The organism is Streptomyces sp. NBC_00019 (assembly GCF_045041015.1).
Taxonomy (GTDB): domain Bacteria; phylum Actinomycetota; class Actinomycetes; order Streptomycetales; family Streptomycetaceae; genus Streptomyces.
Genome location: NZ_CP108302.1, coordinates 11,132,574 through 11,157,771, shown reverse-complemented (window position 1 = coordinate 11,157,771; position 25,198 = coordinate 11,132,574). Strand labels below are relative to the sequence as shown.

The following is a 25,198-nucleotide window of genomic DNA, read 5'->3' as shown; positions in this document are numbered from 1 at the left end:
ACTTCGTGGCATCCATACCAACCTGATCTTGATTGGAGATCGGGAGGAGAGGGTGATCCAAGTGGAGGACTGGGCAGAGATCCGCAGGCTGCACCGGGCCGAGGAGATGCCGATCAGGGCGATCGCAAGGCATCTGGGCATCTCGAAGAACACGGTGAAACGGGCGCTGGCCACGGACCGGCCGCCGGTGTACTCCCGGCCGCTGAAGGGCTCGGCGGTCGACGCGGTCGAACCGCAGATCCGTGAGCTGCTGAAACAGACCCCGACGATGCCGGCGACGGTGATCGCGGAGCGGATCGGCTGGGACCGCGGGATGACGATTCTCAAGGACCGTGTCCGCGAGCTGCGGCCGGCCTACCTCCCTGTCGATCCGGTCTCGCGCACGACGTATCAGCCCGGCGAACTGGCTCAGTGCGACCTGTGGTTCCCGCCGGTGGACATCCCGCTCGGCTATGGCCAGTCCGGGCGGCCACCGGTACTGGTGATGGTCTCGGGCTACTCGAGGATCATCGCCGCGCGGATGCTGCCGAGCCGGATGACAGGCGATCTGATCGACGGTCACTGGCAGCTGCTGACCGGCTGGAATGCGGTGCCGAAAATGCTGGTCTGGGACAACGAGGCCGGTATCGGCCAGGGCAAGGTCACCGTCGACTTCGCCGCCTTCGCCGGACTCCTCGCGGTCAAGATCTTCCTCTGCCGGCCCCGTGATCCAGAAGCGAAGGGGCTGGTCGAGAGGGCCAACGGCTACCTCGAGACGAGCTTTCTGCCCGGCCGCACCTTCAGCGGACCCGGCGACTTCAACACCCAGCTCGGACAGTGGCTGCACGTCGCCAACCGGCGCATCCACCGCACCCTGGGCACCCGTCCCGTCGAGCGGTGGGAGGCCGACCGGGCCGGCATGCTCGCCCTCCCGCCCGTCGATCCGCCCCGCTGGTCGCGCTTCTTCACCCGCATCGGACGCGACCACTACATCCGCGTCGACACCTGCGACTACTCCGTGCACCCCCTGGCGATCGGCAAGAAAGTCCAGGTCACCACCAGCATCGAGGAGGTCATCGCCACCCTCGCTCCCGGCGGGGCCGTCGTGGCCCGCCATGCCCGCTGCTGGGCCAAGCACCAGACCATCACCGATCCCGATCACGCCCGCACCGCCGCTGCCCTGCGCGGTGAGTACCGCCACCACACCGCGGCCCAGGCCGCCCGACTCCGCGCCACGGCCGCCGACCGCCTGGTCGATGTCGAGCAACGCGAACTGACCGACTACGACCGGGTGTTCACCCTCATCGAGGGCGACGCCGGCCGCGACGAGACCGGGGACGGGGTGTCCTGAATATGGCCCGCACCGCCACCACACCGGTCACTGCGAAGACGGGCAGCGGCCGGACCGGCGAGCAGACCGCATCCGACCTGGCCTTCTACTCCCGGGCGATGAAGGCCCCGGCCCTGCTGGACGCCGCCGAGCGCCTCGCCGAGCGGGCCCGCACCGAATCCTGGACCCACGCCGAGTTCCTGGTCGCCTGCCTGCAGCGCGAAGTCGCCGCCCGCGAGAGCCACGGCGGCGAGGCCCGCATCCGCGGCGCCCGCTTCCCCGCGATCAAGACGATCGAGGAACTCGACGTCACCCATCTGCGCGGCATAACGCGCCAACAGCTCGCGCATCTGGGCACGTTGGACTTCATCACCGGCAAAGAGAACACAGTTTTTCTGGGACCGCCCGGGACCGGGAAGACACACCTGGCGATCGGACTTGCGGTCCGCGCCTGCCAGGCCGGCCACCGGGTCGCGTTCGCCACCGCCGCCGAATGGGTCGACCGCCTGGCCGCCGCCCACCACGCCGGACACCTCCAGGCCGAGCTCACCAAACTGTCCCGCTATCCGCTGATCGTGGTCGACGAAGTCGGCTACATCCCCTTCGAAGCCGAGGCCGCCAACCTGTTCTTCCAGCTCATCTCGAACCGATACGAACGCGCGTCCGTGATCGTCACGAGCAACAAGCCCTTCGGACGCTGGGGAGAGGTCTTCGGCGACGAGACCGTGGCCGCCGCCATGATCGACCGCCTCGTCCACCACGCCGAGGTCCACTCCCTCAAAGGCGATTCCTACCGGATGCGCGGACGGCAACTCGGCCGCGTCCCCACCGCCACAACAGAAACCGACTGAACCACCACCAACCACAGGCCACACGGGTCACGATTCAACCGACCAGACTGGGTCCGCGTTCAACCGCCGCCGACACGATCGGGACCTGGGCGAAAAACCAGCGCGCGGCTGCGAAGAAGGCCCGGGAGAACACCGCACGGCGTGCCGCCGGAGAGACCGGCATCTCCAGCGCTGGGGAGCTGTCACCAGCGCGTCTGGAGGCCCTGGAGGAGATCGATCCGGGGCGGTGCCCGGAGTGGGAGATCGGATGGCAACGCTGCTATCGGCTGCTTCTCCGTCACGTCCAGGCCTGCGGCGCCCTCCCCGCCAAGACGGGCGAGCTGGTCGTGCAGGGCGAGGACCTCGCGGTATGGATCGCCGGACAGACGGCCGCGTGGGACAAGCTGACGCCAGCCCAGCACTACCTCCTCGAGAGCCTCGGCATCGACCCCGAGCATGGACCAGAGCTCCGGCCGATGAGGACGTCCCAGGACGAGCTGTGGGAACGCAACATGACCGCCGCACGGCAATTCCACGCCCGCGAAGGACACCTCCGCGTGGCACGGCAGCATCGCGAGGACGTCGAGGGCGAACTGCTCGGGCTCGGGTCGTTCGTAGCCAACGCCCGCCGCAGGGCCGCCAAGCTGAGCCCCGAACGCCGTGAAGCCCTCAACGCGTTGGGGATGCGCTGGTAGACGGTGCGGGAGCAGCTGGTGGCACGGGCACTACCCGGCCCCGGGACTCTCCGGTTCTTCGCCCAACGACGCCAACCCACAGGCTGTCTTCTGGGTATCGGGGTGGCCTTCTCCCAACACCCGCCGCCGACCCTCCAGCGTCTCCTCACCCAACACACGCGCCTCCCCCACCCGACCCACAGCCACCAGGTCAACGGCCAGGTTGTACGCCGTACTCAGCGTGCCCGGTGATCCAACCCCAACACCCCCTGGTGCACGAAGCCGCGTACCAAACAACGTCCCCAACCGCGTACGCAGTTGCGCACGAAGCCGTGTACCGACTCGTCGCCGAGGACAGCCTGGATCAGCGGTTGCCCGTCCAGACGACCCGGTCGGCAAAGCCGCCCCGCTCACCCGCCTTGGCCTCACGGATCTTCTCCAGCCGATCCGCGTCGACCCCCAGGTCCGCAGCGAGCGCGCGCACGACCTCCAGCACGTCCGCGAGCTCCTCCGGCGCCGCGTCCTCATCCGCCTCAAGGAACTCGGCGACCTCCTCGCCGAGCTTGTCCCGCAGCCGGCCGCGATATTCCTCCGGGCCCGCGGTGTAGGTGACCGGCTCGGCCCCGTCCGCCCGGATGATCTGCGGAATCCGGTCCCGCACCAACTTGCCGTGCCTGCTGTAGGGCTCCACCCGTGCTCCCCCGCACCTGTCTTCATGAGGCGGTCGCCAGACGCCGCCCCTTCATGCCGCCGCAGCCTAGAGAAATCGCCTCACCACTCGCCATGCGAACCGCCAATCCCACCCGTTCGGAGGGACCCCGTGCCGCAGCAGCGGCTCGCCACCGCCGCCCCCGCGGCGGAAGCGGGCGCCGAGCCCGTCCGACCGAAGGGCCAGCCCGCTGCCGCGGCGGGATCGTGGGCAGGGCGGTGACACCCAGGGCGGCGTCCCTCGCGGTGAGCGCCTCATCCCGTTCAGCCAGGGCCTCGGCCCGAGCGTGGTGCATGAGCCGGTCGACGGGTGTGCTGGGTCAGGAGGTTATCGAGGTCGCGTTCGAAGAACGGGGCCTTGCCCGAGTTCAAAACGGCGACCTTGTCCATGTCGCAGTCCATACCGAGGACCTCGTGGCCGAGTTCGGCCATGCAGGCCGCGTGGGTGGCGCCGAGGTAGCCGCAGCCGACGACGGTGAGTTTCATGAACGGGTGTCCCTTCGGGATGGGGCCGCCCGGCGGCCCCACCAGGACAAGGTCAGGCGGGCCGGGCGGCCAGATGGCGGTGGATCCCGTCCCGGATGAACGGCGGGATCGTGAGGGTGCCGAGGTGTTCAGGGGCGAAGAACTGGAGCTTGACGCCCTCCGCGAGGGGCAGCGTGGTCTCGTCGCCGTCCCAGGAGGCGGCGAAGAACGTGATCAGCTGCCCGGAGCCGTGCTCGTCACGGATCTCGAAGAGCTCGGTCAGGCCGTGGACGGTCAGGCTGGCTTCTTCGTCGAGCTCGCGGACGATCGTCTCGTGCGGCTTTTCGCCGGGGTCGCAGCCGCCGCCCAGCACGCTCCAGTGATCTGGCCAGGCGATGCCGGGCAGGTCGTCACGCAGGTGGAGGAGGAGTTCGCCGCGGCGGTTGGCGATGATCGCGACCGCTCCGCGGGCGGTGGCCGGGCAGTCGGTGGTGGTGTTCTGGTGCATCGGGATACCGTAGTAAGGCAGTTGAGGCTCATGCGGCAGCCCTCACCGTGTGGTCATGAAACCAGGAGGCCGCCATGAGGGCCTGCATCCTCGTGCGGTCGAACCGCCCGCCCGGCTTGAGCCCGCCCTCCAGCAGCGGCCTCAAAGACCCGGGGGCCTCGGTCAGGGCGGTGTGGATCTGGGCATCCGCCCAGCCTGCCAGGGGCCCGTTCAGCCAGGACGGGACCGGGCTGGCGAAGCCGAGCTTGTCCCGGCCCGCGCAGGGTTCAGGAGCAAGACGTGTCCCTTCTGTATTCCCGACGGGAGTGAGCAGCAGAGTTCGCCAGCCCGTTTATATCAATCTCCAGTTGCAATTAAGGGGCAGTGGAGTGCACACTCTCCTCATGAGCGACACTCCACGCGTCCGTGCCCGGCAGGCCGAGCTCACCCCGGCTCAGCGCCTGGAGCTCGATGAGCTGCAAGCAGCCATCACTCAGGCGAAGGAAGCGTTCGCGCACGCCGCGGGGCGTATCGCCGTGGAGCTGGGCAGAGGAGGTAACTCCGCCGTCGCCCGGCACCTGGATGTCACCCCTCAGCACATTTCCACCCTTGCCCTCGCCTACAAGGCCCAGCAGGCAGACACAGCCAGCGAGGAGGAGGTGGCGGCATGACGAGTGCACCCAAGCCATCGGGCGTCCCTCCGATGCCCGAGCGAAACACCAAAGCGCTGCGCGCCGCGATCGCCCAACACACTCCGCAGCTGCTCGCCGACTACGACCGGCACTGGGACGCCGCAATCGGACAGCCCCGCTACACCGCTCCGGTACCGGCCTTTGGGTGTAGCTCTTCTCCGGTGAGTCCTTTTTGGGCTCGATCGTTGCTGATCGCGGTGGTTTGCCGGATCGTCGTGCCCAGGGTTCGGGTTCTTGGGGGCGTCGATGGTGTCGTGGTTGGAGGAGTTGGAGCGGCGCGAGGCTGGTGCGCGGGCTCGGATCTCGGAACTGCGTGGTCAGATCAATGAGTTGGCGGGGCAGCTGGCCGAGCAGGAAGCCGTGGTTTCCCGGTTGGAGATCACCCGGGAGACGATGACCGAGATCCTGTCCGGGGACGGGCCGGTCACCGGACCGGATGCGGAGATGGAGCCGGAAGGCGAGGCCGGGGCGCCTGAGGAACCAGCGGCGGAAGCGGACCGGTTCGAGGCCGGCTCGCCGGTCGGGGTGCGGCTGGTGCCGTCGTGGACGGACCAGTTGGGGGCGGAGGCGCTGCCGGATGCGTACGCGGACATCGTGGAGGTGCTCGCCGACGCGGTGCATCCGATGCGGGCGCATCAGCTGTGCTCCGTGTTGGGTTTGTCGACGGACAAGAGCAAGGTGGAAGGGTTCCGGTCGAAGCTGAAGCGGCTGAGCGGGCGGGGTTGGATCGCCGAGGTGTCGCCGGGTCTGTTCGCTTCGCGGGATACGGCGCCGCCGGGGCGTGCGCCGGGGCGCGGCAACGACTCCGTGGTGTCGCCTCGCGCCGGTGAGCGGGAGGGCTCTCGCGCCTAGCGTCGAGGGTGACGAAACCATTCGATGCCCCGGAACGAGAGCCCGATGGAAGACTACGAGCATGCCGCGATGGCTGACCCGTTTGCCAGCGCGGTTTCTTTCTTCACTCAGCTGATCTGCGATCTCTCCGGCCCCGCCGTACTGGCCCTGCCCCATCAGGACGTGGAGGAGATGGCCGCGGCGCGGGGCCGGGAGCTGGCCCGGCTGCTGCTGCAGGCCCACCTTGACCTGCGCGCCCGCCACGAGGAGGCGGAACTGACCGTGCTGGATCCATGCGCCCGTGCAGCCCTCGCCGGCGGACGCACCCGGCTGGAGCGCGGGCATCACCGCGAACTGGCCACCATCATCGGGACGGTGAGGGTCACCCGGTGCGCGCTCAGGTCGCCGGGCCAGGCCAACTGCTATCCGGCCGACGCGGTGCTCGGCCTGCCGCACGAGCGGCACAGCCTGGGAGTGCGCAAGCTGGCCGTGCTCGAGGCGGTGCGCGGCTCGTATGACACCGCGATGGAGGCGATCACCCGCTGCTGCGGGAAGGTCGTGGGCAAACGCCAGGTCGAACACCTGGTGCAGGCAGCGGCGGTGGACGTGGCCGCGTTCTACGCCGCGCGCACCCCGGTGCCGCAGAACGCATCCACGCTGCTGGTGCTGTCCGCGGACGGCAAGGGGATCATCATGCGGCCGGGCCATCTGCGCGAGGCCACCCGCAAGGCAGCCGAGCGTGCCAAGCGGACCTTCCGCACCCGCCTGGCCGTCGGGGAGAAGACGGGACGCAAGCGGATGGCGACCCTGGCCGCCGTCTACGACGCCGACCCGGCCGTGCGCCGCCCGCACGACATCATCGCCCCGCCCGGCGGCCGCAGCACCGCCCGCATCCCGCGCCCCGGTCCCAAAGCCCAGGCCAAGTGGCTGACAGGATCGGTCGAGCACGATCCCGAGCACGTCATCGCCGCCGCCTTCGACCAGGCCCAGGCCCGTGACCCGCAGCACCGCAGGTGCTGGGTGGTCCTCGTCGACGGCGCCCGCCACCAACTCGACCTGATCCAGGCCGAGGCCGAGCGCCGCGGCGTGAACATCCACATCGTCCTCGACCTGGTCCACGTGATCGAGAAACTCTGGGCCGCGGCCCGCTGCTTCCACGCTCCCGCCGATCCGGCTGCCGAGGACTGGATCGCCGTCAAGGCCGCCCGTGTCCTGCACGGATGCGGCCAACAGGCCGCCGACGAGATCCGCGCCGAAGCCGACCACCGCAAGCTGACAGGTGATCAACGGACGGCCGCCGACAAAGCCTGCCAATACCTCAACAACAACGCCGACTTCGTCCACTACGACCGGGCACTCGCCGCCGGCTGGCCCATCGCCAGCGGCGTCATCGAAGGCGCAGCCCGCCACCTCATCGCCGACCGACTCGACATAACCGGCAGCAGATGGAGCGTCCCAGGCGCCGAGGCACTCCTCAACCTCCGCGCCGTCATCAGCAACGACGACTTCCCGGCGTACTGGAACTTCCACGTCCAGGCCGAACGCAGGCGCCTACATCCCGCCGCCGACCAGGCCGACTACAAACTCACCGCCTGAGCAACGACCTCACCGGAGAAGAGCTACACCCCCGGCCTTTCTCGCCCGCTGGTGGACCGAGTTCGCCCTTGCCCGCGACCCTGACCTCGACCGCCACGTTCGTGAGCTGGAAGAGCGCGCCGCTGACGCCGCCACCAACGACCAGGCCCTGCAGTTGCTGACCCAGGCCGCCCATCTGCGCCGTGAAGCCGCAAAGGTGGAGCCCGGTCAGTGAACTTCGCCTTCATGGGCCCGCCGTGGCAGATGGACTGGGTCCGCTCGGCGCGCGCCGATCACGATGCGCCGCCCCCTCCTGTGCGCGCCCTGGTAGAAGACGTCCGCGCCGAACTCGTCACGGTCAAAGACCCCTACTTCCGCGGCATCGACAACCTGCCCGATCTACCCGAGGGCTGCTGGGTGGAACCCGGACGCTCAACCGTGCCCGACGGCCCGCACATCGCCTACTTCGACCACGGCCGCGGATGGCTGCGCTACGTCTTCATCCGCCGCACGACCGACCCGCAGATCATCGTCGAAGAAGTCTTCTGGCAGTAACCACTCCCGGTGGGAGCGGATGCCGGGCACCTAGAGCTGCGGGACGTAGGCGACGGTCGCGGCGGGGCAGCCTACGCAGAGACGGACAAAGCACTGGCGTCCTTTGATGTCTGCAGTCGCCCATCGGGCGGGTGTGATGTGGGTACGGGTTCGAAGGATGGCTGTGCACGGCCAGTCGCGTGAACAACCCGGCCGACAGCCCGAAAGTGCCCGAGGCGCCAGGTCAGCAGCACCGCTGCAGGCGGATCACGTGAATCGGCCCCGCCAGAGCCGCGACGCTTGCCCTCACGGACCCCATCACGCCGATCAGGAAGCCCCGCGTCACTGTGCGCGTGTCCGTTCGAAGCGGGGCCCGGGACGAGCGGAATCTGTCAGGCCGCTCCGACATCGGCAGCAGAATCTGCCGGGACAGCGGTGGTTGCGGTCTGTGGGCTTGGTAGGCAGCCAGCGCAGCTCCACCCAGACTTCGTACGCTTCGTAGCCGAACATCAGCTGACATCCCCGGAGATGATCGGGGGAAGCAGTCCGTCGCCCGGCCAGAACGGCCGCTCGGCGACGAGGCCGGTGAGGAACCTGTCGACCTCGGCCAGGACAGCGACGCGCTCCTGCGGCCCGTAGGTGATGACCTGGTCGGCGGCGGCGTCGAAGACCCGCACCTGGCTGTCGGGGCCGACGCAGACAAAAGCGCGCCCGATCTCGGGCAGCCCGAGGCTGAGGGCGTCACACTCTCCCGTGCGGACGAGCTGCACGAGGTCGGTGGTGACCGTTGCCCAGTCGCCGACCGCAGGCCAGCTGGCACCGCCGTCCAGTTCGTGGGTGAGCGTGGACAGCGGAATGATCTCGCCCGGCCGGCGTCCCCGGGTGAGGCGGTCGTGGATCCGGGCGCCGTCGGGCTGCCTCACCTGGGGGTGGAGCAGGGAGGCGGCAGCGACCACGGTGGTGTTGATCTCCTGGGTGCCGGAGTCGGGGTAGTACGCCTCATGCGCGAAGAGCAGATACGTGTCCGTGGCGCGGGCTGAGTCGTCAGTCTGGATGTGCGTCATGAGTTGGGATCCCTTCAGCAGTGAGGCTGCGCCAAGCTCGTTTTTGCAGTTCAGTGGGGCTGGTGTGATGCGCCGGTGAGGTCCTCACGCTGGTAGGCGGAATGATCGTCGGGGCGAGATCGTCCGCCCGTCCCGTCACCGCTGTACTTCGCTGTTCGCCAGGACGAGCAGGGCTCGCAGGAGCGTGGTGGCCTGCCGGGTGTCGGTGCGGAGCTTGGTCAGGGTCCGCCATGACTTGAGGTTCGCGAAGCCGTGTTCGTTGGCGGCGCGTTCGCGGCTGACCAGGCGGTTCGTCTCCTTCTCGGCAGCGGTCAGCTGGTGGTTGCGGGTGGCCTTGCGGCCGGTGATGATCACCGGGTCGTCGTCGGGTTTGTCGTCGAGGCCGACGAAGCCGAGGTCGGCCAGGGCACCGAGGCCGGCTTCCCGCAGGTGTCCGGTGATCTTGTTGTGGCGGGCGGTGGTGATCTCGCTGGACCGGCCGGGCCTGGCCGCGGAGATCCAGATCAGGTTGCCCTTCTCATCGGTCAGCGCGAGAAACAGCAGGCCATGGGCCTTGTGCTTGCCTGAGTAGTTCTTCCGGTCGTCCTTCCCGGTGCGGCGGTGGGTGCGGATCAGGGTGCCGTCGAGGAGGACCACGACCCCGCCGCTGCGGGCGATCTTCTTCAACGCCCGGTCCAGGCGCGGGGACCGGGCGGCCAGCAGCTTCACGACTTCCTTCACCCAGCGGCGGACGGTGGACTCCCCGACACCGTTGCCGCCGGCCATGTCGGCCAGACGCTGGTCGTGGCGCAGGACGGCGAGCACGATGACGGCCTGCCGGCCGGGTTCGGCCTTGCGCCAGGGCGAGCGCATCTGGTTCCGGCGCCGGCGTATCAGGTCGGCGACGAGGCTGATGGTCCGCTTCGACAGCGGGAGGCGGACCTGGTAGACAACTTCCTGAGTGTCCCCGGCGGGCTGGTTTTTGCTCACACATCTACCAACTCCCGCCGGGGGCCCTCGCGTTACGGCAGGAATCGGCCCGTCCGGCCGTCGACACCGCTGGTCAGCGGGGTCGGTAGCGGCCCGATGCGGTGCGGACGAGCCAGCCACGGTCGGAGAGTTTGCGCAGCTGGCCCCGGACCGGCTCGATCTTCGCCGGGGTCGTCTCCCGGCCCAGCGCGAGGGCGACATCCTTGGCCATCACCGGACCGTCCGCCCCGGCCACGATCTCCATGATCCGGCGGTACTCCGAGGTCAGGGCCTCCAGCCCCATCCCCTCGACGCGACCGGGCACCACCCGCATCCCGCCCGCACCCGGGCCCACCGTCACAGCAACCGGCTCCGGCTCCGGCCCCGGCGACACGAAGCCCGGCGGTCGCCGTCCACCGTCGGTGGCCTCGGACCATTGCCCGAACACCACCTCGGCGGCCTCCAACCGGGCCACCTCCAGCTCGAGTTCACCCAGCTCCTTGCGCAGGAGTTCGGCACGTTTCGCCAGCTCAAGCCGCCGCTCGATCGTCCACGTCAGTACGTCCGTCATGAACATTCCTCCCGACGCGGAACCTACGCAGCAGCCCCCGACCCTCACGCCAGAACCCGCGAGAACGCCCACGCCAGACGATCTCGTGCTAACAATCAGGCCACCTGTCAGCGTGAGCACCTCACCGGCGCATCACACCAGCCCCACTGAACTGCAGAGACGAGCTTGGCGCAGCCTCACTGCTACGCGTTCGCCACACACATCCTGACCGGCGGCTACGTCCACGCAGTCCGGCGCCGCACCGACGGCAGGCAGGGCCCGTTCACCGGCGCCGACCTCCAGCCGGCCATCGTGACAGTTGAACGCCCCGGCAGCTCGTACGCGCTCGATCACTTGATGGTGCACCAGGCCGCGATGGCGCCCGACACCGTCACCCTCTTCATCCGCGGCCCCCGCCGAAAGACTGCCTCCCACGCCGCCGAGGAGCTCATGCCCTCCGAGCAGTCCTGGCCCGAGTCCGCCGTACCCGGCAACCAGCCCGAACAGTCACACTCCGCCACCGTCGACGAATCCCTGACGATGCGCCGCTCCCTGCGAGACCGCCCAATCATCAACTGACCCCCGCCGGATCCCGCAGCCCCTACGGCGTGCCGCCCGCCTGCGACACGACAGGCAACGGCGAACACCCCGAACGACACGAGGAGTTTCCGGTGGCCGACGTACTGACGACCGCTCACCCGACAAGAAAAACAAGGCCTTCGGTCCGCTGTGGACCGGCTGGGCCGGTGAAGACCGCACCGCCCTGCACACCCTCACCCTCGCCACCCTCACCTGGGGGCGCACGCACGATGACCTGGAGAAACCATGCGGCAGTTATCGCTGATACAGGCGCCGACACCACTCGCACGCTCGACGCCCTGTGCAGGCCGCGCTTACGGCCTCCCAACACTGGGCTGGAGGCCCCATCCCCCACGCTGCCTCCACCGACCAAGAGAGCGCTTCACTCACCCACCAGCCCATTGACCCTCGGCGCACGGACGCCGAGCGCGGCGGCCTCAAGGTCACCGGCCACTCCTGGCGGGCCAGCGCCAACAGCGACATGAAACGCGGCGGCACGTCACTGGCCGGACGGTGGGCAATACCCGCAGCAGAGTGAATCAGATACTCCGGGTGATGGCCCGGCCAGCGGCGTCCAGGCGCGGGGAGATGTGCGCCGCGGTGGCATCGAGCAGTTGCAGGACGCGCCGAAGCCGGGTGACTGCGAAAGCCACGGTCCTGAGAGGACGTTCGTGTCATCTATGCGGTGGTTTACGGCGGTTGGCGCATGCCGGGAATCAGCGTGTACAGGCTGAACAGGAGGTATGTCTCTTCGGTCGCGACGCACCTGATCTTGCGTTTCACCCTAGTTGGTAACGAGAGCTCCTGTCCGGTTCGAATAAGCACCTGAATTTGGCTTTTGCCTCGCCCGATCGAGCGATATGCCCGATCGGGAGCCCCGTGCATGAGTATCCCCATGGCCACTTCGCAGCAGCGCAAGCCGTACCTGAGTGATCTGTCCGACGCCCGCTGGGAGTTGATCGAGCCGACCTTGACGGCCTGGCGGGCCGAGCGACAGAAGACCTCGCTCCACCTCGGCGGCAAGGTCACTGACCTGCGAGAAGTGATGAACGCGATCCTCTTCCTCAATCGGACCGGCGTCCCCTGGCGCTACCTGCCGCACGACTTCCCGCCGCACACCACCGTGTTCAGCTACTTCAGCGCATGGACCGCCGACGGCACCATCGAGAAACTCGGCGTCCGCCTACACCGAATGGTCCGTGAGCAGGCAGGACGCACCGCCGAGCCCACCGCCTGCGTTCTCGACGCACAGAGCGTGAAGACCGCCACCAGCGTCCCCACCGACACCCAGGGCACCGACGCCGGCAAGAAGATCGTGGGCCGCAAACGCAGCATCGTCGTCGACACCCTCGGCCTGTTACTGCTGGTCATCGTGACCGCAGCCAGCGTCTCCGACAACGAGGCCGGCAAACAGCTCCTCACCCGGATCGCCGCCGACCACCCCACGATCACCAAGGCATGGGTCGACACCGGCTACAAGACCCAGGCCATCGAGCACGGCGCCGCCCTCGGTATCGATGTCGACGTCGTCCCCAGGAACGCCCAGGTCAAAGGGTTTTCCGTGATTCCGCGAAGGTGGGTAGTGGAGCGAAGTTTCGGTTGGATCATGATGCACCGTCGCCTCGCCCGGGACTACGAGACCAAACCCGCTCACTCCGAGAGCATGATCCGCCTCGCGATGATCTCCAACCTTGCGAAACGAGCAACCGGAGAAACGCCCATAACTTGGCACAACCCGTGAACTATCCCGTCTTCAACCGGAACGTCCTCTGAGAACGACGGCGCGACGCGCGGGTCGGTCGCCAACTCCAACGGCTGCCAGCAGGGTTGAGTCACTCCGAGTCATTCTCAGAACTCCAGGGCAGATCACCTGCCCCGGGCCCGGGAACCCGGGCGGCCGCCGGGCTGTACGAGTAGAACCCCGGCCCACCCGCGGCTCGCGGCTTGATCAACTCGCCACCTGTCGCAGCGACCCCGGAATTCGCCTCACGGTGGAGCCTTCGGCGCTCTCCGGGAGACAGACACCACACAGGAGGACGCCATGCCAGCCCACCGCGCTCTGACCGCCAAACAGGAAAGAGAGGTCCGCACCCTCTACGCCCATGGCCTCAACTCAACCGAGTTAGCCGAGCGGTACAGCGTCACGCACAAGACAATCCTCAAGGCCATCCCACAGAACGAGCGCCGGACGTCGGGCGGAAGCACCCTGCGGAAGGACCTGCCGATGGACGAGATCGTGCCCCGGTACGAAAGCGGCGAGAGTAGTGCAGCCGTCCTGGCCGACGAGTACGGGGTCAGCGCGACCACTCTGAAGAGAAGGTTGCAGGACGCGGGCGCCATGAGCCCCCTCGCCCGGATCAGCACCCCTCAAGGGATCCGCGCCCTGGCCCAGGAGTACGACAACGGGGCGACACTCGACAGTCTCTCTGCGCGCTACGGGGTGTCGCGACCCAAGATAAAGCGGCTTCTGGAAGAGACCGAAGTGACGATCCGGCGGCGTGGCCCGGCCAGGAGCAGCCACAGCCGCTGACGGGGGTCCGGCTGTGGCGGAAGAGGTTCTGACAGGTCATTGGGTCGGTGCGTCGTTGGCATCGATCGAGAGGTCGAGCCAGACACGGGGGGTTCTGTCCACGGGCCCGTACGCCGGGCTTGCCCGGCACTCGCCACTGCCGGCCGGTGACATCCGGGGTGACGCCGAGTTTTGGGAACCTACAGGCCCGCTCAGGAACGTGAGGGGCGGCGGGGCTGAGGGAAACCCAGGTTCAGGTTGGTCGGTCAACCGGCGAGTCGGGAAAGGCCGTCACTCCTCACCCATCGAACTGGGTTTCCCGAGGCGCCCACCTGGTGTCACCGTGGGCCGTGCACCACTCCTCGCACAGAAGGGTCCCGAGGTGGAGCGTCGGGCGTTCATGGAGGACTCGATCGGCGCCGCCAGCGCCGTCGGAATGCCCGCATCGACGCGCCAAGGCATACCTGTCGGCCTGAAGGGTGCCATCGGTACCGCCCACCTGATCGGACTCCGCGAAGGCCTCCGTTCCCTCTACCAGCTCGATGACGCCTACGGCGGCGGCGACGTCCGCTCACTGGCCCGCAGACATCTCAAGCGTGTCGAGCGGATCATCAACACCGCGAGCTACCCGGAGACGGTCGGCCGGCAACTCCAGCTGCTTGCCGGGGAAACCACCGAGCACTGTGGCTGGCTGTACTACGACGCCGACGACCAGGGCCGCGCCCGGCGATACTGGGGTGAAGCCCTCACCACCGCGACCGTCCTCGGCGACGACAACCTCGCCATCATGGTGCTCGCCTCCCTGAGCATGCAGGCCAGCTACGAGGGGCGCCCGCGTCAGGGCCTGGACCTCGCCCGCGCTGCTCAGGAGCGCGCCCTGCGCTACGGCTCTCCCATGCTGCAATCCCTCCTCGCCTCACGCGAGGCGCGGGCCCTCTCGCTCTTGGGGGACGACTGTGGTGCGAAGCAACGCCTCGTCGAGTCGATGCGGCTCGTCGAGCGCAGTAACCACGGACGCCCGTCTCCGCACTGGGCCGCCTTCCACGGGCACGCGGAACTCGACTACGCGCAAGGGTTGCATTTCACCGAAGCCGGACACCACCACGGTGCCGTGCAGTTCCTGCGCGCCGCCCTCGACCACCAGGACCGAACCTACGGACGCAACCGCGCCCTGTACCGGCTCACACTGTCCCGCAGCCTCGTCCGGGCCGGCGAGGTCGATGAGGCCGCCGCGCAGGCCGTCGAGAGTCTCGAGCATCTCGAGGAAGTCGAATCCGCACGCGTCACCCGACGGCTCAACGAAGTCACCGGCCTCCTGCGCAGTGTCGACGCCACCAGTGCCCGGGACGCCGCCGATCACCTGACCGAGTACGCCCAGATCAGTGGAGCCGCCCGATGAGCGAGGTGACCTATGTACGGCACGAGGCAGCCGAGGCCACCCGGCAGCTCGACGCGTTCCTGCACGCCTACGAAGAGGTGTACGCCGAGCCGCCCTACCGTGAAGGCCCCAGCGACGTCGCCGAGTTCATCGAGCACTACCAGACACATGCCCAGCGCCCCGGCATGCGCCTGGTCCTCGCTCACGACGGCGACCAGGTCGCCGGTTTCACCTACGGCTACCGCCTCTCCCCCGACACCCGCTGGTGGCACAACCTCCAAGACGTCAAACTCCCCGACGACTTCACCCGGGAAGACGGCCGACGCACCTTCGTCATCATCGAACTCGCCGTGCGCAAACCATGGCGGCGCCGCGGCATCGCCGCGGGACTGCACGCGCGACTCCTGGCGGGCCTGGACGTCGAGCGCGTCACGCTCACGATGCGGCCCGAACCCGAGGCCGCACCGGCACAGTCCGCCTACGCCTCATGGGGATACCGGAAAGTGGGAGTGTCCCACCCCTGGGACGAAGCGCCGCTGTACGACTGCATGCTCGGTGGCCTGCTGCGCCTGACGTGCACGCTTCTGCGTCTCGTGCTGCGCGACATCGCCGGTCAAGACCACCCGCTCGCCCTTGTGACCCCATGTGACGACCTCCTTGCTGCGCTCCAACAGCCACTGTTCGGCCGAGTCCCGGGCCGCCTTCAACGCCATCGGCGCAGAAGTCCTACGCCCCAGCAGAACGTCGCATTCCTTGATCAGTTTTTGGGTGTTGGTGATGTCGCGGCTCTGGCGTGCGGTGGCCAGGCGCTGCAGGAGGTGGCGGACTTCGGGTGATATCCGGGCCGGCTGATCGTGCGGTTCGACGTGAGCGCGGGCCGACGGTCGGGCGATGGGCCGGTTTGGCAGGTCGTCCAGCGCAGGGGTCACCGGTGAACCACTGGGTGCCGCGGGCGGTCTCGGTGCCCATGAGGACGCGGCGGCTCGTGTCCTGACTGTCGCAGCGGATGCGGTGCACGTACGGCAGGCGCTGCAGGGTGAACCGGTCCAGCAGCACCTTGGCCTCCACCACCATGCGGGCCACCGGCTGCGTGTCCCGGTCGGGCCGGACAGCCGCATTCATGTGGATGGTCAGACCAGAACCGTCGCCGAGCCGCAGCCACACCACGGAGCCGGCCAGGGCCAACTCCGGCCCCGGCGGCGAACACACCACCTCGCCCGACATGGCCTGGGCGCGCAGCAGCCGCTCGGCAGCAGCCTTCACGTAGAGGTGGTCCGCGCTGGTTACGTCTCGGGCCCGGCGCGCACACGGCGGCCGCGTCGTGTCCAGATCGGGGTGATGGGCGAAATGGCGCCTGTTCCCTGTCAAGTTCAGCGTGTTGAAGTGGATTCGGCTCGGGGCGGGGTGCATGAGGTGGCGTCTCCCGCACGCTCACTGCTGTGTCGGCAGTCGGGACCTACGGTCTGGTCGACGTGGGTGCCGTTCGCGTCGACGGGGACGGTTGGCCCCTACCGTCAGCACGGGGCGCTGACGCACTCTGGGGGAGTCAGCACAGTAGGTCCTTTCACCCGAGAGGCGGACAGTCCGTATGAACGCCCAGACCAGGGGCGATGCTGAGGAGACGCGCGTGCTGGTCGTGGAGGACGATCGTGGCATCGCGGAGTCCTTGGTGCGTGGCCTTCGGCAGGCCGGATATGGAGTCGAAGGTGTCCGGACCGGGCGGGCGGCGCTGTCGGCGCCCACACCCGACGTCGTCCTGCTGGATCTGGGGCTGCCGGACATCGACGGCGTCGAGGTGTGCCGGCGGCTGCGTGCCCGGTCGGACGCCGCGATCATCGCGGTGACCGCTCGGGGCGAGGAGGCCGACCGGGTGGTTGCCCTGGACGAGGGCGCCGACGACTACCTGGTCAAGCCTTTCGGGCTGGCCGAGCTGCTGGCGCGGATCCGGGCCGTGCTGCGCCGCAGGCGTCCTACGGAGCCGGAGATCCTGCGGCACGGGCCGCTGGCGCTGGACCTGCGAACCCGGCAGGTCTCGGTCGACGGACGTGCGGTGGCACTGACGCCGAAGGAGTTCGGCATCCTGGAGTGCCTGGCTGCGGACCCGGGCCGGGTGGTAACCCGGCAGCAGATCCTGGAGCGGGCGTGGGATGCCCACTGGTACGGGCCGACGAAGGTGCTGGACGTCCACGTGGCCGCGCTGCGCCGCAAGCTCGGCATGCCAGGGCTGATCGAGACGGTCTACGGGCAGGGCTTCCGGCTCGGGACGGTCCAGGAGTCGCAGGAGCATCCGTGACGCGCCGGATCACCTGGACGCTCCTGGTCCTCACGTCCGTGCTGTTGGTGCTGGCGGTGGTACCGCTGGCGGTGTCGCTCACGGCGCGCGAGCGCGTCGCCTACCGCGACAGCCAGCGGGCTGCCACGCGGGTGATCGCCGCGGCGGCCGAGGAGCACCTCTCCGACAACAAGGCGCCGACCGTCATGCGCCAGGAGCTGGATGCCGCGGCGCGGGCGGGGGACTGCGCCGCGGTGTACGACACCTCCGGGCGCGTGGTGGCCAGTACGTCCTGTACGGCGGCCCAGGGTGAGGAGGCGGAAGAACTGGCGGAGGACGTGCTGGCCGGGCACGAGCCGGAGCCACCGGAGAACGAGGGATGGCTTGTGGCCGCGGAACCGGCCGGAGAAGTGCGCCAGCCCGCTGGAGCCGTCGTCCTGGCCCGCTCCGCCGGCCCGTTGGATGCCCGTATCGCGGCTATCTGGGGCTGGTCCGCCGCGATCGGCGTCGCCGGGCTGGCCGCTTCCGCTCTGCTGTCCGTGCGCCTGGCCCGCTGGGTCAGCCGTCCGTTGTCGACGCTGGACGCCAGCGCCCGGCGACTGGGTGAGGGCGTCCTCGACGAGCGGGCCGACGTCGGGCCAGGTCCGCCGGAGGTGCGGAGGCTGGCCGCGACCTTCAACACCATGGCGGCCCGCACGGAAGCCCTGGTGCACGGCCACCGGGCGGTGATCGCGGATGTGTCCCACCAGCTGCGCACCCCCCTGACCGCACTGCGGCTGCGCCTCGACGTCCTGGCCGCCGGCGCCGAGGGTGACACCGCTGCGGAGCTGGGCGCCGCGCAGGAAGAGATCGCACGGTTGTCCCGGTTGGTCGACGGGCTGCTGGCGGTCGCGCGTGCCGAGCAGACGACACCGCGTCCGACCGCAGTGGGGGTCGACGAGGTGGTGGCCGAGCGGGTGGCCGCCTGGTCGCCCGTCGCCGAGGAACGCGATATCCGGCTGACCGCCGTGTCCGAGGAGCCGGCATTGACCGTGGCGCTGGGTGCGGGGCATCTGGAGCAGATCCTCGACAACCTGATCGCCAACGCCGTGGATGCTGTGCCCGAAGGCGGAAGCATCACCCTTGACCGTGGCACGGTGGGGGACGCGGTCCGGGTGTTCGTGCGGGACGACGGTCCCGGGATGACGGACGAGGCGAAGGCGGTCGCCTTCCGCCGGTTCGGTAACCCCCAGGCCCGGGGTGCGGGCCTTGGGCTGGCCATCGTGCACCGGCTGGTCACCGTCAACGGCGGTACGGCACGGCTGGAGGACACGCTCGGTGGCGGGCTGACCGTCGTACTGGATCTGCCCCTGTGGCGGGAGGGTGGGCCCGAGCGGAGCGGGGCGTCGAGATCTTTACCGGTTCTGAAGGAGACGTGAGCGAGTTCCTGGGTGCCGTGAGTACAGCCTGGAGGTGCACGCAGCCGATCCGGGCCGCCGATATCCAGGAGCGCTGCCATGGCCCCCTCGCCCGACGACTTCCCGCCGACATCCGCCCCCGCATTTTCCTCGCACGCACGTGACCGCGGTCTGCGCCGCAGCCGCCGCACCACGCTGTGGATCGCGGCCACGGCTGCGGCTGGCGCGGCGGCTCTGGGCGGCGTCTACACGCATCTGCTGCCGGGCGGTTCGGCCGCCCCCGCGCCGGCGAACACACCGGCCCACAAGCCCGCGGCGTCGACTGCCGCCACTGCGGAGAAGGACGACGAAGGGCGCGAGGAGCCGAACGGTCACGAGGACGACGAGGATGACGAGGATGACGAGGATGACGACGAGGAGGGCGCGGCTGCCGTTACGCAACCGGCTCCGCAGCCCCCGGCCCAGCCGCCCGCCGCGACCCAGCAGCAGCCGCAGACCACGACGGGGGCGTCATGACCACGCACACCCCGGCCCTCTCTCCCTCTCAGGTTGTCTTCCCGGCCCTCGGCACGACGGCCGCCCTGCTGGTCACGGACCCGGCCGCCCTGCCCGCCGCGGAAGCGGTGCTACGCGCCGAGCTGGCTGCCGTCGACCGCGCCTGCAGCCGATTTCGGCCCGACTCCGAGCTCACGCGTGTGAATGTGCGCGTGGGTGTCACGACGACGGTCAGCGAGTACTTCGCCGAAGCCCTGCAGGCCGCCCTGCGTGCCGCCCGTCTCACCGGCGGCGCCGTGGACCCGACCGTGGGCAGCGCGGTGATCGCGCTCGGCTACGACCGCACTTTTGCCTCCCTCTCGCCCGAGGACGCCCGCCCCGTGCCCGTGGCCCGACCGGCGCCCGGCTGGCGGCGGATCGCTTTCGACCCGCGTACCCGCCAACTGTGCCTGCCTCCGGGTACCCGCCTCGACCTGGGCGCCACCGCCAAGGCCCTGGCCGCTGACCGTGCCGCCCGGCAGGTCGCCGCGGTGACCGGCTGCGGAGTCCTGGTCGGTCTCGGCGGTGACCTGGCGGCCGCCGGGCCGGCACCTGAGGGCGGCTGGCGGATCGCCCTTGCCGACGACCACGCCCGGCCCGTCCCGGAAGGCGGTCCCGCCGTGGCGGTGACCAGCGGGGCGCTGGCGACCTCGGGCATCCGGGTGCGCACCTGGCGGCGCGGCGGACGGGTCCTGCACCACATCGTCGACCCGATCACCGGAGACCCCGCCGTACCCGTGTGGCGCACGGTAACCGTCGCGGCCGCCACCTGCGTGGACGCCAATGCCGTGAGCACGGCGTCGATCGTGCTCGGCGAGCGGGCTCTGGACTGGCTGCGAGCCACCGCCCTGCCCGCCCGGCTGACCGGTCTCGACGGCACCGTCGTACGCGTGGGCGGCTGGCCGCCCGACGCCCACGCTCCCGCCCCTGCAGGCTCCCGGAGCACGGCCCCCGGAGGCCCGCGATGACGACACTCGCCCTGACCGGCAGCCCCCTGTGGTACGCCAGCCGGGCGGGCGGCACCCTCGCCCTGATCCTGCTCACCGTCACCGTGGTGCTCGGCATCGCCTCCGGCGGACGCACCGCGCCGCGACGGATCGGCCGGTTCGAGGTCGGGCTGCTGCACCGCAACCTGTCCCTGCTCACTCTGGTGTTTCTCGCCGTCCACGTGGTGACCGCGGTGCTCGATCCGTTCGTGCACCTGAGCTGGGCGGTGTCCGTGGTGCCGTTCGGGGCGTCCTACCGGCCGCTCTGGCTCGGGCTGGGCACGGCCGCGCTCGACCTGCTGCTCGCGGTGCTGGTCACCAGCGCGCTACGGCGCCAGCTCGGGGTGCGCCGCTGGAAGGCTGTGCACTGGCTGGCCTACGCCGCCTGGCCGCTCGCTGTCTTCCACAGCGCCGGGTCCGGTACCGACACCCGGCTCCCCCTCCAGCTGTGGCTGTATGCCGCCTGCCTGGTGTCGGTGGTCGGTGCTGTGTGGTGGCGACTGGCGAAGGCCGGTCCCGGACGGGTCATCGGACGCCTGATGGCCGCCCTGGGCGCGACCGCCATGCCGGTGGTGCTGACCGCGTTCCTTGCCACGGGGCCGCTGCAGCCGGGCTGGGCCCAGCGTGCCGCCACGACGGTGATCCTCCTCGGAGGCCGACGATGAACTCCTCGACTGCGATGCCCTCCGCACCCCACGAACACACGGCCGAGCCGGGCGAATCCACCGCCGCCCGACTGCTGGCCGGATGGCACGCCACCAGGCGACCGGCCGACCTCACCGACCACCTCCGGCGCCACGGGCAGCCTCCTGTCGCCACGGCTCTCGGCAGCCGGACGCCGATGCCGCTGGTGGAGGCCGTCGAGTCGGCCGGGCTCACGGGACGCGGCGGCGCCGGATTCCCCACCGCCAGCAAGCTGCGCGCCGTCGCGGAACGCCGTGGCCGCGCCGTGGTCGTCGTCAATGCCATGGAGAGCGAACCTGCCAGCCGCAAGGACCAGTTTTTGCTCGGCGTCGCGCCCCACCTCGTCCTCGACGGTGCCGTCCTGGCCGCGCTCGCAGTCGGCGCTGGCACCGTCCACGTGTGCCTGCCGCGCACCCGGACCGCCCAGTACCGGCAGCTGAGCGAGGCCCTGGACGAACGACGACACGCCCGCCTCGACTCGGTGCGGCTGCGCCTGCACGCCCTTCCGCACACCTACGTCTCCAGTGAGTCGACCTCGCTGGTGCGCTGGCTCAACGGCGGCCCGGCCCGCCCGCAGGGCAGCCCGCCACGCGCTCACGAACGCGGCGTCGCCCGCCGCCCCACCCTCGTGCACAACGCCGAGACCCTCGCCCACGTCGCCCTCATCGCCCGCCACGGCCCCGACTGGTTCCGCCGCACGGGAACCCCGGACGAGCCCGGCACCCATCTGGTGACCGTCTCCGGCGCCGTCGCCACCCCGGGCGTCCAGGAGGTCGCGCTCGGCACTCCCCTTGCCACGATCCTCGATTGCGCCGGAGGTCCCACGCAGCCTCTGCGGGCGGTCCTGCTCGGCGGCTTCGCCGGCACCTGGCTCCCCACGGAATACCTGGACACCCCCCTCACCCGGCGCGACCTGGCCTCGCTGGGCGCTGCCCCCGGGGCGGGCGTGCTGGTCGCCCTTGCCCGCTCGGCCTGCGGGCTGAGCGAGACAGCGCGCATCCTCGCTTACCTCGCCGCCCACGGCGCCCGCCAGTGCGGTCCCTGCCGCTTCGGACTGCCCGCCGTCGCCGACGACTTCGCCGCGCTGGCCGCCGGACGGGCCGACCCCGACCTGCTGCCCCGTCTGCACCGGAGGATCGGTCTGCTGCCGGACCGGGGCGCCTGCCGCCACCCCGACGGCGCCGCCCGCCTCGCCGCCTCTGCGCTGCACGCTTTCGCCGACGACGTCGATCAGCACCTCACCCGCGGTGCCTGCGCCGCCGCCCGCCGACCAGCCCGGGTCCCCGTGCCGCCCGCCAAACCCCCGGAGACATGGCGATGAGCCACGCCAGAAGCCTGCGCATCGACCGCATCGCCTGCACGGGCCAGGGCCTGTGCGCCGAACTGCTCCCCGAGCTGATCGGCCTCGACGAATGGGGCTACCCCGTCATCAAGGACCGAGCCGTCCCCGACCATCTGCGCACCCACACGCGCCGGGCCGTCGCCGCCTGCCCCCGCCTGGCCCTCCACGCCGACGACGGTCCCGCGTGACGCGCACAGCGTCCCGGGGCACACGCCGGGTGAGCGTTGTCACCAGCACCCGCTCGCCCCGACCGTCGGGGTGAGCACGCCGCGGGTCAGCCATCGTCCGCGTCGCCGCCCGAGGCCGTCTTGGAGAAGCCGTCGTGCCACGCGGCCTTCGCCCCCGAATCGCCGATGCGGTAGACGTCCACAGCGGCTCCCACGGCCACCACGAGCGACAGAACCGCAACCGCGACACGCACTGGCGCCGCGGACCGGCGTGTGCCGCGCGAGGTGCCGGACCTGGACGCGGCGGTGCGGCGGGCCGCCCACCAGACGAAGACCGCCAGAACGAACAGGCCCCCGACCCAGGGAAGCAGTCCGTCGCCGAGGGCGGCGTGCCGGCGCACCAGCGCGTCGCTGCCGACGTGTTCCTCCAGCCACTCCCCGGCCTCCGTGGCCAACGGAACGCTCACCAGCGTGACCAGGGCCAGCAGCGGCAGCACGATGCCCATGCGCTGTGCCGCGCTCGGCCAGATCGCGCAGACCGCGAGTGCCAGCGCGGTCAGCGGAACGAGCACGACGACGAAGTGCACGAGCAAGACGTGCGCGGGCAGGCCGTTGATCAGGCCCATGGGAGATCCTCCAGAAGGTTGGGCACACACGATGTGTCGAAGGCGCGCCAGCCTGGCACAGGAAGCTCTCAGCTTCTTCTGAGCGCCCACGTCGGCCGAGCCGTCGCCGCCTGCCCAGTCATGAGCCTCCACATCGGGCAACCGCATGGGCGTCAACTTGACCCGGCCCTGAAGGACCGGGCTTGGAGGTAGTGCCCGGCTGGCTGCCGGGTTGGACTCCTCCGTCCAGACACCCCTATCGGGTGGCAGGGACGCGTGACTCACGCCCCGCGTTCCACACGCTCTCGCCACGGGTGGCGATGTTGTGGGAAGCATTCCGGTCGGCGTGGACAACGACCCCGCACCCCCGGCAGATGAAAAGCCCCTGGTCGACACGGTTGCGTTTGTCGACGTGGCCGCACTCGGCGCATGTCTGCGACGTGTACGCGGGATCGACGAAGACCAGGGGCACGCCTGCCCGCTTGGCCTTGTAGACGATGAAGTCTGCGAGCTGGGCGAACGCCCAGGAGTGGAGTGCGACCCGTTGGGGCTTGCGGAGCCGTACCCGGGAGCGGATGCCCTTGAGTTCTTCGAGGGACAGGCCGCGCCCGGTGCGTTCAGCCTCGGTCACGATCGTCTTGGAGATGATGTGGTTCTGGTTGGCGACGTGCCGCGCCTCTTTGCGGGCACGGGCCTTGAGTCGCCGCTGGGCGCTCTTGGTGCGCTTCTTCTGGAGCTTGGCACGCAGGACAAGCTGTCGCTTGCGGTACCTGCCCAGCCCCCGCCCGGCGGCGAGGTAGCCGGTGGACGTGGTGGCGATGTTGGCGATGCCGAGGTCCACGCCGATGAAGCCGTCCGGCCCGTACTGCTCGGCCTCGGGTACCTCGCAGGTGGCGATCAGGTAGAAGACGCCGTCACGCTCGATGAGGTCGGACTCTCCCTGCCGGTGCGCCCGGAGCGTCTTGAGCGCGTCGGCGGAGCAGACAAAGCGGACGCTCTTGAGCCGTCCGGAAGTGGTCCAGATGGACACGGTCTGCTGGTCGTACTGCCAGGAAAGGCACCGGTCGTCGTACGCCTGGGCGGCCTCGGGCCGGAAGACGATCGGCTTGGACTCCGCCTTACGGCGGCGCTTGGAGCCTTCCTTCCCAAGATTCCCGGCCCGAACGTTGGCCTTGAGTGTGGTGTAGGCGTCGCGCACCTTCTTGATGGTGTGCTGCGCGGCCTGCGCCCCGAAGCCCCGGGCCTTGAGTTCGGCGTAGGTGTGCTTGCGCAACTCGTACTCACGCGGAACACCGTGCTCGAACGCCACCTCCGACACCCAGTTCGCGGCGTCGTTGACCGTGCGCAGGGTCGACTCGAGTACCGACGCCTGGATGGCATCCGGCACGAGTTTCACCTGCACGACGATCTTCACGGGAACGAATATAGCATTGCTCTATGTCACCTCGATGGGAACCAAACCCCGATATCCGCAGGGGCCGTAGCGTCGTCTACACCCTTCATGCGCACTTGGTCTTCACCCCCAAGTACCGGCGCGGACCGTTCACCGACGACATCCTCAAGCGCTGCGAAGAGGTCATGCGGGATGTGTGCGCGGACTTCGGCGCGGACCTGCGCGAGTTCAACGGCGAGCGCGATCACGTACACCTGCTGGTGCATTACCCACCGAAGGTCGCCATCTCCCGACTCGTCGGCAGCCTCAAGGGCGTCTCCGCCCGCCGCTTGCGCCAGGAGTTCCCCGGCCACATCCGCCGGTACCTGTGGGGCGAGCACTTCTGGTCTCCGTCCTACTTCGCCGCATCATGCGGCGGCGCACCGCTCGCCCTGGTGAAGGAGTACATCGCGAACCAGAAGCGTCCTGACTGAGGTCAACAGTGCAGACCCGTGCGCCCGCGCGGGTCAGAGCAGCCGAGAGAAGCGATTCCTCCCGGGCGTGAACGCCCGGGGTTCCTCGCTAGTCCCGTATTTCGCGGGTCGCTGATTCGTATGGTGTGACCGGCCCGGGGGTGTCCCGGGCCGGGGTGGCGGCGTTAGGCCGGGTGTGTCGATGACTTCCCGGTCCCCGCGGCCACGGTCTG

27 protein-coding genes and 2 pseudogenes are annotated in these 25,198 nt (G+C 69.7%); 20 read left to right on the top strand and 9 right to left on the bottom strand.

Annotated elements, in window-relative coordinates:
• The first annotated feature begins 52 nt into the window (after positions 1-52).
• The 3 genes from istA (at position 53) to OHU89_RS52025 (ending at position 2,834) form a co-directional block, all read left to right on the top strand.
• A complete protein-coding gene (gene istA, locus OHU89_RS52035; RefSeq protein WP_405652990.1) occupies positions 53-1,330 on the top strand; it encodes an IS21 family transposase in 1,278 nt (425 codons plus the stop codon).
• Positions 1,331-1,332: 2 nt separating this feature from the next.
• Complete coding sequence (gene istB, locus OHU89_RS52030) at positions 1,333-2,160, top strand: IS21-like element helper ATPase IstB (protein WP_405652987.1); 828 nt, start codon at positions 1,333-1,335, stop codon at positions 2,158-2,160.
• A 326-nt stretch (positions 2,161-2,486) separates the two neighbouring features.
• Positions 2,487-2,834 (top strand): helicase associated domain-containing protein, encoded by a 348-nt coding sequence (locus tag OHU89_RS52025; RefSeq protein WP_405654018.1) that lies wholly within the window; start codon positions 2,487-2,489, stop codon positions 2,832-2,834.
• A 30-nt stretch (positions 2,835-2,864) separates the two neighbouring features.
• On the opposite strand, the gene OHU89_RS52020 is transcribed toward OHU89_RS52025, so the two are convergent.
• The 4 genes and pseudogenes from OHU89_RS52020 to OHU89_RS52005 all read right to left on the bottom strand — a co-directional run bounded on the left by OHU89_RS52020 (position 2,865) and on the right by OHU89_RS52005 (position 4,494).
• Positions 2,865-3,227, bottom strand: a complete 363-nt coding sequence (locus tag OHU89_RS52020; RefSeq protein ID WP_405654016.1) for a tetratricopeptide repeat protein — start codon at positions 3,225-3,227, stop codon at positions 2,865-2,867.
• Entirely contained in the window at positions 3,178-3,504 is a 327-nt protein-coding gene (locus OHU89_RS52015) for a nucleoside triphosphate pyrophosphohydrolase (RefSeq protein ID WP_405654014.1), read from the bottom strand. The genes OHU89_RS52020 and OHU89_RS52015 overlap by 50 nt, the downstream gene beginning before the upstream one ends.
• Before the next feature lie 326 nt (positions 3,505-3,830).
• Positions 3,831-4,007, bottom strand: a pseudogene (locus OHU89_RS52010) (UDP-glucose 6-dehydrogenase); the annotation flags it as partial.
• Between the two features lie 52 nt (positions 4,008-4,059).
• The gene (locus OHU89_RS52005; RefSeq protein WP_405654012.1) at positions 4,060-4,494 is read right to left on the bottom strand and encodes an NUDIX domain-containing protein; all 435 of its coding nucleotides are present in this window, start codon (positions 4,492-4,494) and stop codon (positions 4,060-4,062) included.
• A 383-nt stretch (positions 4,495-4,877) separates the two neighbouring features.
• On the opposite strand from OHU89_RS52005, the gene OHU89_RS52000 reads away from it, so the two are divergent.
• The 4 genes from OHU89_RS52000 (at position 4,878) to OHU89_RS51985 (ending at position 8,126) form a co-directional block, all read left to right on the top strand.
• Positions 4,878-5,144, top strand: coding sequence for a hypothetical protein (locus OHU89_RS52000; RefSeq protein WP_362409139.1), 267 nt, complete (start codon positions 4,878-4,880; stop codon positions 5,142-5,144).
• 267 nt (positions 5,145-5,411) lie between these two features.
• On the top strand, positions 5,412-6,017 hold the full coding sequence (locus OHU89_RS51995) for a hypothetical protein (RefSeq protein WP_405639058.1): 606 nt from the start codon (positions 5,412-5,414) through the stop codon (positions 6,015-6,017).
• A gap of 45 nt (positions 6,018-6,062) precedes the next feature.
• Positions 6,063-7,592: an ISKra4 family transposase gene (locus tag OHU89_RS51990; RefSeq protein WP_405654010.1), complete on the top strand. Its 1,530-nt coding sequence runs from the start codon at positions 6,063-6,065 to the stop codon at positions 7,590-7,592.
• Between the two features lie 210 nt (positions 7,593-7,802).
• Entirely contained in the window at positions 7,803-8,126 is a 324-nt protein-coding gene (locus OHU89_RS51985; RefSeq protein ID WP_405654008.1) for a hypothetical protein, read from the top strand.
• A gap of 488 nt (positions 8,127-8,614) precedes the next feature.
• Here OHU89_RS51985 and OHU89_RS51980 read toward each other — a convergent pair whose 3' ends face one another.
• The 3 genes from OHU89_RS51980 to OHU89_RS51970 all read right to left on the bottom strand — a co-directional run bounded on the left by OHU89_RS51980 (position 8,615) and on the right by OHU89_RS51970 (position 10,688).
• A complete protein-coding gene (locus OHU89_RS51980) occupies positions 8,615-9,169 on the bottom strand; it encodes a hypothetical protein (RefSeq protein ID WP_405654005.1) in 555 nt (184 codons plus the stop codon).
• A gap of 135 nt (positions 9,170-9,304) precedes the next feature.
• Positions 9,305-10,138: a transposase family protein gene (locus OHU89_RS51975; protein WP_405653565.1), complete on the bottom strand. Its 834-nt coding sequence runs from the start codon at positions 10,136-10,138 to the stop codon at positions 9,305-9,307.
• Between the two features lie 73 nt (positions 10,139-10,211).
• Complete coding sequence (locus OHU89_RS51970) at positions 10,212-10,688, bottom strand: hypothetical protein (RefSeq protein WP_405654003.1); 477 nt, start codon at positions 10,686-10,688, stop codon at positions 10,212-10,214.
• Positions 10,689-10,853: 165 nt separating this feature from the next.
• Here OHU89_RS51970 and OHU89_RS51965 point away from each other — a divergent pair, with 165 nt between their 5' ends.
• The 12 genes and pseudogenes from OHU89_RS51965 (at position 10,854) to OHU89_RS51910 (ending at position 22,536) form a co-directional block, all read left to right on the top strand.
• Entirely contained in the window at positions 10,854-11,246 is a 393-nt protein-coding gene (locus OHU89_RS51965) for a hypothetical protein (protein WP_405654001.1), read from the top strand.
• A gap of 895 nt (positions 11,247-12,141) precedes the next feature.
• On the top strand, positions 12,142-12,987 hold the full coding sequence (locus tag OHU89_RS51960) for an IS5 family transposase (RefSeq protein ID WP_405655073.1): 846 nt from the start codon (positions 12,142-12,144) through the stop codon (positions 12,985-12,987).
• 300 nt (positions 12,988-13,287) lie between these two features.
• Positions 13,288-13,776, top strand: a complete 489-nt coding sequence (locus OHU89_RS51955; RefSeq protein WP_405653999.1) for a helix-turn-helix domain-containing protein — start codon at positions 13,288-13,290, stop codon at positions 13,774-13,776.
• 322 nt (positions 13,777-14,098) lie between these two features.
• Positions 14,099-15,154, top strand: a complete 1,056-nt coding sequence (locus tag OHU89_RS51950; protein ID WP_405653998.1) for a hypothetical protein — start codon at positions 14,099-14,101, stop codon at positions 15,152-15,154.
• Positions 15,151-15,687 (top strand): annotated as a pseudogene (locus OHU89_RS51945) (GNAT family N-acetyltransferase); the annotation flags it as partial. The gene OHU89_RS51950 and the pseudogene OHU89_RS51945, both read left to right, overlap by 4 nt.
• Positions 15,688-16,721: 1,034 nt before the next feature.
• A complete protein-coding gene (locus OHU89_RS51940) occupies positions 16,722-17,426 on the top strand; it encodes a response regulator transcription factor (protein WP_361495564.1) in 705 nt (234 codons plus the stop codon).
• A complete protein-coding gene (locus tag OHU89_RS51935) occupies positions 17,423-18,823 on the top strand; it encodes a HAMP domain-containing sensor histidine kinase (RefSeq protein ID WP_361495562.1) in 1,401 nt (466 codons plus the stop codon). The genes OHU89_RS51940 and OHU89_RS51935 overlap by 4 nt, the downstream gene beginning before the upstream one ends.
• A 78-nt stretch (positions 18,824-18,901) precedes the next feature.
• Positions 18,902-19,318 carry a hypothetical protein gene (locus tag OHU89_RS51930; protein ID WP_405653996.1) on the top strand — a complete coding sequence of 139 codons (417 nt, stop codon included), beginning with the start codon at positions 18,902-18,904 and terminating at the stop codon, positions 19,316-19,318.
• The gene (locus tag OHU89_RS51925) at positions 19,315-20,304 is read left to right on the top strand and encodes an FAD:protein FMN transferase (RefSeq protein ID WP_405653994.1); all 990 of its coding nucleotides are present in this window, start codon (positions 19,315-19,317) and stop codon (positions 20,302-20,304) included. Before OHU89_RS51930 ends, OHU89_RS51925 begins: the two co-directional genes overlap by 4 nt.
• The gene (locus OHU89_RS51920; RefSeq protein WP_405653992.1) at positions 20,301-20,987 is read left to right on the top strand and encodes a ferric reductase-like transmembrane domain-containing protein; all 687 of its coding nucleotides are present in this window, start codon (positions 20,301-20,303) and stop codon (positions 20,985-20,987) included. The genes OHU89_RS51925 and OHU89_RS51920 overlap by 4 nt, the downstream gene beginning before the upstream one ends.
• Entirely contained in the window at positions 20,984-22,327 is a 1,344-nt protein-coding gene (locus OHU89_RS51915) for an NADH-ubiquinone oxidoreductase-F iron-sulfur binding region domain-containing protein (RefSeq protein WP_405653991.1), read from the top strand. Before OHU89_RS51920 ends, OHU89_RS51915 begins: the two co-directional genes overlap by 4 nt.
• Complete coding sequence (locus OHU89_RS51910) at positions 22,324-22,536, top strand: ferredoxin (RefSeq protein ID WP_405653988.1); 213 nt, start codon at positions 22,324-22,326, stop codon at positions 22,534-22,536. The genes OHU89_RS51915 and OHU89_RS51910 overlap by 4 nt, the downstream gene beginning before the upstream one ends.
• An 86-nt stretch (positions 22,537-22,622) precedes the next feature.
• Here OHU89_RS51910 and OHU89_RS51905 read toward each other — a convergent pair whose 3' ends face one another.
• Together OHU89_RS51905 and OHU89_RS51900 are read right to left on the bottom strand one after the other, a co-directional pair.
• Positions 22,623-23,141 carry a DUF2231 domain-containing protein gene (locus OHU89_RS51905; protein WP_405653986.1) on the bottom strand — a complete coding sequence of 173 codons (519 nt, stop codon included), beginning with the start codon at positions 23,139-23,141 and terminating at the stop codon, positions 22,623-22,625.
• 235 nt (positions 23,142-23,376) lie between these two features.
• Positions 23,377-24,546 carry an RNA-guided endonuclease InsQ/TnpB family protein gene (locus tag OHU89_RS51900; RefSeq protein WP_405655071.1) on the bottom strand — a complete coding sequence of 390 codons (1,170 nt, stop codon included), beginning with the start codon at positions 24,544-24,546 and terminating at the stop codon, positions 23,377-23,379.
• 11 nt (positions 24,547-24,557) lie between these two features.
• Here OHU89_RS51900 and tnpA point away from each other — a divergent pair, with 11 nt between their 5' ends.
• Complete coding sequence (gene tnpA / locus OHU89_RS51895; protein WP_266898953.1) at positions 24,558-24,986, top strand: IS200/IS605 family transposase; 429 nt, start codon at positions 24,558-24,560, stop codon at positions 24,984-24,986.
• Positions 24,987-25,198: the final 212 nt, after the last annotated feature.

What these genes read in the sequence shown, in the direction of transcription:
- OHU89_RS51980 (WP_405654005.1), bottom strand. Translation starts at nt 9,169, where the DNA reads ATGACGCACATCCAGACTGACGACTCAGCCCGCGCCACGGACACGTAT.
- OHU89_RS52000 (WP_362409139.1), top strand. Translation starts at nt 4,878, where the DNA reads ATGAGCGACACTCCACGCGTCCGTGCCCGGCAGGCCGAGCTCACCCCG.
- OHU89_RS51915 (WP_405653991.1), top strand. Translation starts at nt 20,984, where the DNA reads ATGAACTCCTCGACTGCGATGCCCTCCGCACCCCACGAACACACGGCC.
- OHU89_RS52005 (WP_405654012.1), bottom strand. Translation starts at nt 4,494, where the DNA reads ATGCACCAGAACACCACCACCGACTGCCCGGCCACCGCCCGCGGAGCG.
- OHU89_RS51940 (WP_361495564.1), top strand. Translation starts at nt 16,722, where the DNA reads ATGAACGCCCAGACCAGGGGCGATGCTGAGGAGACGCGCGTGCTGGTC.
- OHU89_RS51960 (WP_405655073.1), top strand. Translation starts at nt 12,142, where the DNA reads ATGGCCACTTCGCAGCAGCGCAAGCCGTACCTGAGTGATCTGTCCGAC.
- OHU89_RS51990 (WP_405654010.1), top strand. Translation starts at nt 6,063, where the DNA reads ATGGAAGACTACGAGCATGCCGCGATGGCTGACCCGTTTGCCAGCGCG.
- OHU89_RS51910 (WP_405653988.1), top strand. Translation starts at nt 22,324, where the DNA reads ATGAGCCACGCCAGAAGCCTGCGCATCGACCGCATCGCCTGCACGGGC.
- OHU89_RS51905 (WP_405653986.1), bottom strand. Translation starts at nt 23,141, where the DNA reads ATGGGCCTGATCAACGGCCTGCCCGCGCACGTCTTGCTCGTGCACTTC.
- OHU89_RS51930 (WP_405653996.1), top strand. Translation starts at nt 18,902, where the DNA reads ATGGCCCCCTCGCCCGACGACTTCCCGCCGACATCCGCCCCCGCATTT.
- OHU89_RS51995 (WP_405639058.1), top strand. Translation starts at nt 5,412, where the DNA reads ATGGTGTCGTGGTTGGAGGAGTTGGAGCGGCGCGAGGCTGGTGCGCGG.
- istB (WP_405652987.1), top strand. Translation starts at nt 1,333, where the DNA reads ATGGCCCGCACCGCCACCACACCGGTCACTGCGAAGACGGGCAGCGGC.
- OHU89_RS51955 (WP_405653999.1), top strand. Translation starts at nt 13,288, where the DNA reads ATGCCAGCCCACCGCGCTCTGACCGCCAAACAGGAAAGAGAGGTCCGC.
- OHU89_RS51920 (WP_405653992.1), top strand. Translation starts at nt 20,301, where the DNA reads ATGACGACACTCGCCCTGACCGGCAGCCCCCTGTGGTACGCCAGCCGG.
- OHU89_RS51925 (WP_405653994.1), top strand. Translation starts at nt 19,315, where the DNA reads ATGACCACGCACACCCCGGCCCTCTCTCCCTCTCAGGTTGTCTTCCCG.
- OHU89_RS51970 (WP_405654003.1), bottom strand. Translation starts at nt 10,688, where the DNA reads ATGACGGACGTACTGACGTGGACGATCGAGCGGCGGCTTGAGCTGGCG.
- tnpA (WP_266898953.1), top strand. Translation starts at nt 24,558, where the DNA reads ATGTCACCTCGATGGGAACCAAACCCCGATATCCGCAGGGGCCGTAGC.